Below are 6,083 nucleotides of genomic sequence, written 5' to 3' on the forward strand. Positions count from 1 at the left end.
CGCTCCGTGCGCGAACTGTTCACGAGAACACCGGTTGATACGTTCCGACCATGGAATATCGCAACCTCGGCCACACCGGAATGTTCGTCAGCCCGCTCTGCCTCGGAGCGATGATGTTCGGGAAGTGGGGCGAGCCGGATCACGACGCGTCGATCGCCGTCATCCACCGCGCACTCGACGAGGGGATCAACTTCATCGACACCGCCGACATCTACTCGCGCGGTGAGTCCGAGACGATCGTCGGCAAGGCGCTCGCAGGCGGACGACGTGACGACGTGATCCTCGCCACCAAGTTCCACGGCCCGATGGACGTCGAGATGGGTCAGAGCGGTGGTGATCCCAACCATCGAGGCAATTCGCGACGGTGGATCATCAAGGAGGTCGAGAACAGTCTCAAACGACTTCAGACCGACTGGATCGACCTGTATCAGGTCCACCGTCCGGACACCGGGACCGACGACGAGGAGACGATCGCGGCACTGACCGACCTGCAGCGCCAGGGAAAGATCCGGGCGTTCGGGTCATCGACGTTTCCCGCCCACCGGATCGTCGAGGGCCAATGGATCGCCGAGCGTCGTGGCCTCGGACGATTCGTGACCGAACAGCCGCCGTACTCGCTGCTCACTCGGAGCATCGAGGCCGACGTACTCCCGGTGGCCGAGAAGTACCACATGGGCGTGATCCCGTGGAGCCCCCTCGCCGGTGGCTGGCTGTCGGGCAAGGTGCGCAAGGGTGAAGGCGCCCCCGACACGAACCGGGCGAAGATGCGTCCCGACATGTTCGACACGTCGAAGCCGGGCAACGCCCGCAAGCTCGACGCGGTCGAGGACCTCGCACTGCTGGCCGAGGAATCGGGAGTCTCGCTCATCCACCTCGCGATCGCGTTCGTCATGCAGCATCCGGGCGTGACCGCGCCGATCATCGGACCACGGACCATGGAGCACCTCGACTCGCAACTCGGTGCTGCCGACGTGTCGTTGTCGAGCGATGTGCTCGATCGGATCGACGAGATCGTCCCGCCGGGCGTGAACCTCTCGCACGACGACGCGGGCTACCAGCCCGATGCGTTGCAGGACCCGTTCCTGCGCCGTCGCCGGACCAGCTGACACCGGGACCGACGAACCGGTGGCTCCCGGGACGAGGTGAATCCGCCCTGCTCGGAGTCCGCGACGTCCGGGGACGTCGGGGGGTGCGAAGTCCGAGCAAGGCGGATGGAGCGCCACCTGGACGGTCGGCGGCGCCCGAACTGGATCAGACGGTCGCGAGGAACTCCTCGCCGGTCATCGGCTTCGAGAACATCGGGAAGTCGAAGGCGATCGCGTTGTCGTGCTGCTCGGGTGACACCGCCGCCGCACAGTCGGTGAGCGTGATCACCTCGTAGCCGTTCTCGTATGCGCTGCGCATCGTCGACTCGACGCAGCAGTTGGTGAGGAAACCACCGAGGACCACGGTCGTGATGCCCTTCGAGCGGAGGATGAAGTCGAGGTTCGTGCTGGCGAACGTGTCGAGGCCTCGCTTGCCCTCGACGACGATGTCACCGTCCTGCGGGGCGATCCGATCGTCGATCTGGGAACCCCACTCCCCCTTCACGAACGCGTTCCCGTCGACGACGCCCTTGAGGATTCCGTACGGGTGGTCCGACAACTCGTTGTAGCCGGCCGAGAAGGTGATCGGCGCGTGCATGATCGTGGCTCCGGCGGAGCGGAGCGCATCGACGACGGCGATCGACTTGTCCATCATCTGCGTCTGCTCCATCACCGGAGCGACCGCATCGTGCAGGACACCTCCGGGTGAGGTGAAGTCGTTCTGATACTCGATCAGCACGACGGCGGTGGTCGAAGGGTCGATGGACATGGTTCCCCCAAGGTCGATGTTCGATTCGGTGGTCGGTCGGACGGTTCGAACGTACGCAGGTGCCCGTCGCCGCGGGTAAGAACGACCTACTACATCCGGCGACGCATGGTCTGCAATGCTGGCAACTCGAGGGGAGATCGAGAATGTGCCGTTTGTTCATCGGAGCCGAGGAATGGCTGTGGGAGAGTCGCACGCGCTCGTTCCGCGTCGAGGGCGCGGTCACCAGCGTGCGACTCGAGAACTTCTACTGGTCTGCGCTGCAGGAGATCGCTGCCCGTGACGACATGACGGTCGGTCAGCTCATGACTCGACTGCACCGAGAGGCGATCGAGGAAGGCCACGACATCGCGAACTTCACGTCGTTCCTCCGCGTGTGCTGCGGGAGGTATCTGGCGTTGATCGGTACCGGGGAGCTCTCCGGTTCGCTCGACGTCCCGATCGCCGGCGTGGATGCCGAGGCCATCCTGGACCGCGAACGCGCTCGCTACCGCGAACCCGCCCGATCGTCACTGTGAGTCTTCGCCGACTCCTCGTCTCCCACCTCGGGCCGTATCGCAACCTGCTCGCGGTCGTCATCGTGCTGCAGGCGATCCAGACCGCGGCGGCGCTCACGTTGCCGACGCTCAACGCCGACATCATCGACAACGGGGTGCTCGTCGGCGACAACGCCTACATCTGGCGAGTCGGCGCGATCATGCTGTTCTTCAGCCTGGTCCAGATCGCGTTCGCCATCGGCGCAGTGCGCTATGGCGCTCGCGCGGCGATGAGCTTCGGGCGCGATCTCCGTCGCGACATCTTCCACCAGGTGAACAGCTACTCGGCGCGCGAGGTCGGCCAGTTCGGCGCGCCCTCCTTGATCACGCGGATCACCAACGATGTCCAGCAGGTCCAGATGCTGGTGGTGCTGGCCTGCACGATGATGATCGCCGCACCGATCACGATGGTGTTCGGCATCATCTTCGCCGTCCGCGAGGACGCCGGGCTCTCGGTGATCATGCTCGTGGTGATCCCGATCCTGGTCGGCGTGCTGGCGGTGATCATCAGCCGGATGATCCCGACGTTCCAGGTGATGCAGCTGCGCGTGGACCGCGTCAACCAGGTGCTGCGCGATCAGATCACGGGCATCCGAGTGGTCCGCGCATTCGTCCGCGAGCCCGAGGAGGTCGAACGTTTCGCCGGAGCCAACGACGATCTGACGGCTGCCTCGCTGCGGGCCGGCCGGTTGATGGCACTGATGTTCCCCACGGTCACCTTGTTCATCAGCATGTCGAACGTCGCCGTGCTCTGGCTCGGTGCCGCCCGAATCGATTCCGGCGACATGGAACTCGGCTCCGTGGTTGCGTACCTCAGCTACCTCGTCCAGGTCCTCATGGCAGTCGTGATGCTCACGTTCATGATCTCGATGATTCCCCGTGCTGCGGTCGCGTCGGAACGCATCGACGAGGTGCTGCAGACCGACTCCTCCGTCGTGCCCCCGGAGAACCCGGTCACCGAAGTCAGCGAGCACGGCACAGTCGACTTCAACCGGGTGGGCTTCACCTATCCCGGCGCCGCCGTTCCCGTCCTCAGCGACATCTCGTTCACGGTCCGCCCGGGACGCACGACCGCGATCATCGGGAGTACCGGGTCGGGCAAGTCGACACTGGTCGACCTCGTTCCGCGACTGTTCGACGCGACCGAGGGGTCCGTGGTGGTGAACGGGGTCGACGTCCGCCAACTCGATCCCGACCTGCTCTGGGGATCGATCGGATACGTGCCCCAGAAGCCCTACCTCTTCTCCGGAACGGTCGCCTCGAATCTGCGCTTCGGTCGCCCCGAGGCGACGGAGGAGGAGTTGTGGCAGGCGCTCGAGGTGGCCCAGGCCGCGGGGTTCGTGCAGTCGATGCCGGACGGACTCGAGAGTCCGATCACGCAGGGCGGAACCAACGTGTCGGGCGGGCAGCGGCAACGGCTCTCGATCGCCCGCGCGCTCGTGCTGCAACCCGACATCTACGTGTTCGACGACTCGTTCTCGGCGCTCGACCTCGCCACCGATGCCCGTCTCCGGCTCGCGTTGAAGCCACACGTGCAGGCGGCCGGCGTGCTGATCGTGGCGCAACGGGTGTCGACCATCGCCGACGCCGATCAGATCATCGTGGTCGACAACGGCCGCGTGGTCGGCCGGGGCCGCCACGTCGACCTGATCGACACGTGTCCGACCTACGCGGAGATCGTCGACTCGCAGTTCGACCGGGAGCCCGCATGAGCGACGACGCCACCGGCAACGGGTCGGAACCGACCGCCCCATCCACTGCACCGACGGCCGACGAGGACGACGAACGCGACATCTTGACCACGACCGGGGCCGAAGCACGACGGACGAGCTTCGGTCCGGGCGGCGCGGCCGGGATGCCCGCCGAGAAGACCTCGAACTTCGGACCGACCGTCCGTCGGCTCGGCGAGATCTTGTCGCTGGAGAAGGCGCGGCTCTGGCTGATCGCGATCTTGACCGCGGGCAGCGTCAGCCTCACCGTGATCGGCCCGCGCCTGCTCGGCAACGCGACCGACATCATCGTCCAAGGACTGGGCATCGGCCCGAACGGGACGAACGACATCGACTTCGATCGCCTGCGGTCCTTGCTGCTGTTCCTCGTGGTGTTGTTCGCTATTTCGTTCTTCCTCGCGTACGGGCAGTCGTACATGCTTGCGGGTGTCGTCCAGCGGTCGATGTTCCGCCTGCGCGAATCGGTCGAGACGAAGCTCAACCGGCTGCCGCTCTCCTACATCGACCGCCAGTCACGCGGCGACCTGCTCAGCCGCGTCACCAATGACATCGACAACCTCGCGCAGAGCCTGCAGCAGACCGTCAGCCAGATCCTCACGTCGCTGCTCACGCTGATCGGCGTCGCGGTGATGATGTTCCTGATCTCGCCGTTGCTCGCCTTGGTCGCGCTCGTCACCGTTCCGGCGTCGATCCTGCTCATCAAGGTGATCGGCGGACGCGCTGGGCCGCGGTTCGTTCAACAGTGGCGTCACACCGGTGCCGTCAACGGCCAGGCCGAGGAGGTGTTCACCGGGCACGCGATCGTCAAGAGCTTCGGCCAACACCGTGCGGTCGAGAAACGCTTCGCCGAGGACAACGACGAACTCTACGAAGCGAGCTACGCGGCGCAGTTCATGTCGAGTCTGATCCAGCCGACGATGATGTTCATGGGCAACATCCAGTACGTCCTGATCGCGGTGGTCGGCGGGCTGCGGATCTCGGCGGGAGCGATCAGCATCGGCGACATGCAGGCGATGATCCAGTACGCCCGCAACTTCTCCGAGCCGCTCACCCGGATGGCGTCGATGGCGACCACCTTCCAGTCGGGGATCGCCTCCCTCGAGCGGGTGCTCGAACTGCTCGACGTGGACGAGCAGACCGTCGAGCAGGAGGCAACGGTCGACCCGCCGCCCGTCCTCGGCCGGGTGGTCTTCGACGACGTCGACTTCTCGTACACGCCGACCAAGCCGTTGATCGAGGGCCTGAACCTCACCGTCGAGCCGGGCCAGACGATCGCGATCGTCGGCCCGACCGGTGCGGGCAAGACCACGCTCGTCAACTTGATCATGCGCTTCTACGACCTCGATGCCGGGACGATCAGCCTCGACGGTCGGGACATCGCGTCGTTCCCCCGATCGGAACTGCGCTCCAAGGTCGGCATGGTGTTGCAGGACACCTGGCTGTTCGGTGGGACGATCCGGGAGAACCTCGCCTACGGAAACCCGTCGGCGACCGAGGACGAGATCCGTGCTGCAGCGCGGACCACCTACGTCGACCGGTTCGTCGAGACGCTCCCCGACGGGTACGACACGGTCATCAACGACGAGGGCGACAACATCAGCATCGGCGAGAAGCAGTTGTTGACGATCGCCCGCGCGTTCCTCGCGAACCCGTCGATCCTGATCCTCGACGAGGCGACGAGCTCGGTCGACACCCGCACCGAGGTGCTGATCCAGGAGGCGATGAACGCGCTCCGCCAGGACCGGACCAGCTTCGTGATCGCCCACCGCCTCTCCACGATCCGCGGCGCCGACGTGATCCTGGTGATGGAGGACGGCTCGATCGTCGAGCAGGGCAACCACGCCGAGCTGATGGCCCGCAACGGCGCCTACGCCCGCCTCCACGGCGCCCAGTTCGCCGGCCAATCCACCTGACCCACCCGTTCTCGTGAACTTGTCCCGCGCTCCGTGCGCGAACTGTTCACGAG

General features: G+C 65.6%; 5 protein-coding genes. 4 read left to right on the plus strand and 1 reads right to left on the minus strand.

What is annotated here, in order from left to right:
* The first annotated feature begins 50 nt into the window (after nucleotides 1-50).
* Nucleotides 51-1,106 carry an aldo/keto reductase gene (locus tag ON45_RS18480; RefSeq protein ID WP_040495907.1) on the plus strand — a complete coding sequence of 352 codons (1,056 nt, stop codon included), beginning with the start codon at nucleotides 51-53 and terminating at the stop codon, nucleotides 1,104-1,106.
* A gap of 145 nt (nucleotides 1,107-1,251) precedes the next feature.
* On the opposite strand, the gene ON45_RS18485 is transcribed toward ON45_RS18480, so the two are convergent.
* Nucleotides 1,252-1,854 carry a cysteine hydrolase family protein gene (locus ON45_RS18485; RefSeq protein WP_040495908.1) on the minus strand — a complete coding sequence of 201 codons (603 nt, stop codon included), beginning with the start codon at nucleotides 1,852-1,854 and terminating at the stop codon, nucleotides 1,252-1,254.
* Between the two features lie 143 nt (nucleotides 1,855-1,997).
* Between ON45_RS18485 and ON45_RS18490 the strand changes: the two genes are divergently transcribed.
* From ON45_RS18490 to ON45_RS18500, 3 genes are read left to right on the plus strand one after another with little or no spacing between them, the layout of a single operon-like run.
* Complete coding sequence (locus ON45_RS18490) at nucleotides 1,998-2,369, plus strand: ribbon-helix-helix domain-containing protein (RefSeq protein ID WP_040495910.1); 372 nt, start codon at nucleotides 1,998-2,000, stop codon at nucleotides 2,367-2,369.
* Nucleotides 2,366-4,099, plus strand: a complete 1,734-nt coding sequence (locus ON45_RS18495) for an ABC transporter ATP-binding protein (protein ID WP_040495912.1) — start codon at nucleotides 2,366-2,368, stop codon at nucleotides 4,097-4,099. Before ON45_RS18490 ends, ON45_RS18495 begins: the two co-directional genes overlap by 4 nt.
* Nucleotides 4,096-6,030: an ABC transporter ATP-binding protein gene (locus tag ON45_RS18500; protein WP_051063352.1), complete on the plus strand. Its 1,935-nt coding sequence runs from the start codon at nucleotides 4,096-4,098 to the stop codon at nucleotides 6,028-6,030. The genes ON45_RS18495 and ON45_RS18500 overlap by 4 nt, the downstream gene beginning before the upstream one ends.
* Nucleotides 6,031-6,083 lie beyond the last annotated feature (53 nt).

The organism is Ilumatobacter nonamiensis YM16-303 (assembly GCF_000350145.1).
GTDB lineage: Bacteria > Actinomycetota > Acidimicrobiia > Acidimicrobiales > Ilumatobacteraceae > Ilumatobacter_A > Ilumatobacter_A nonamiensis.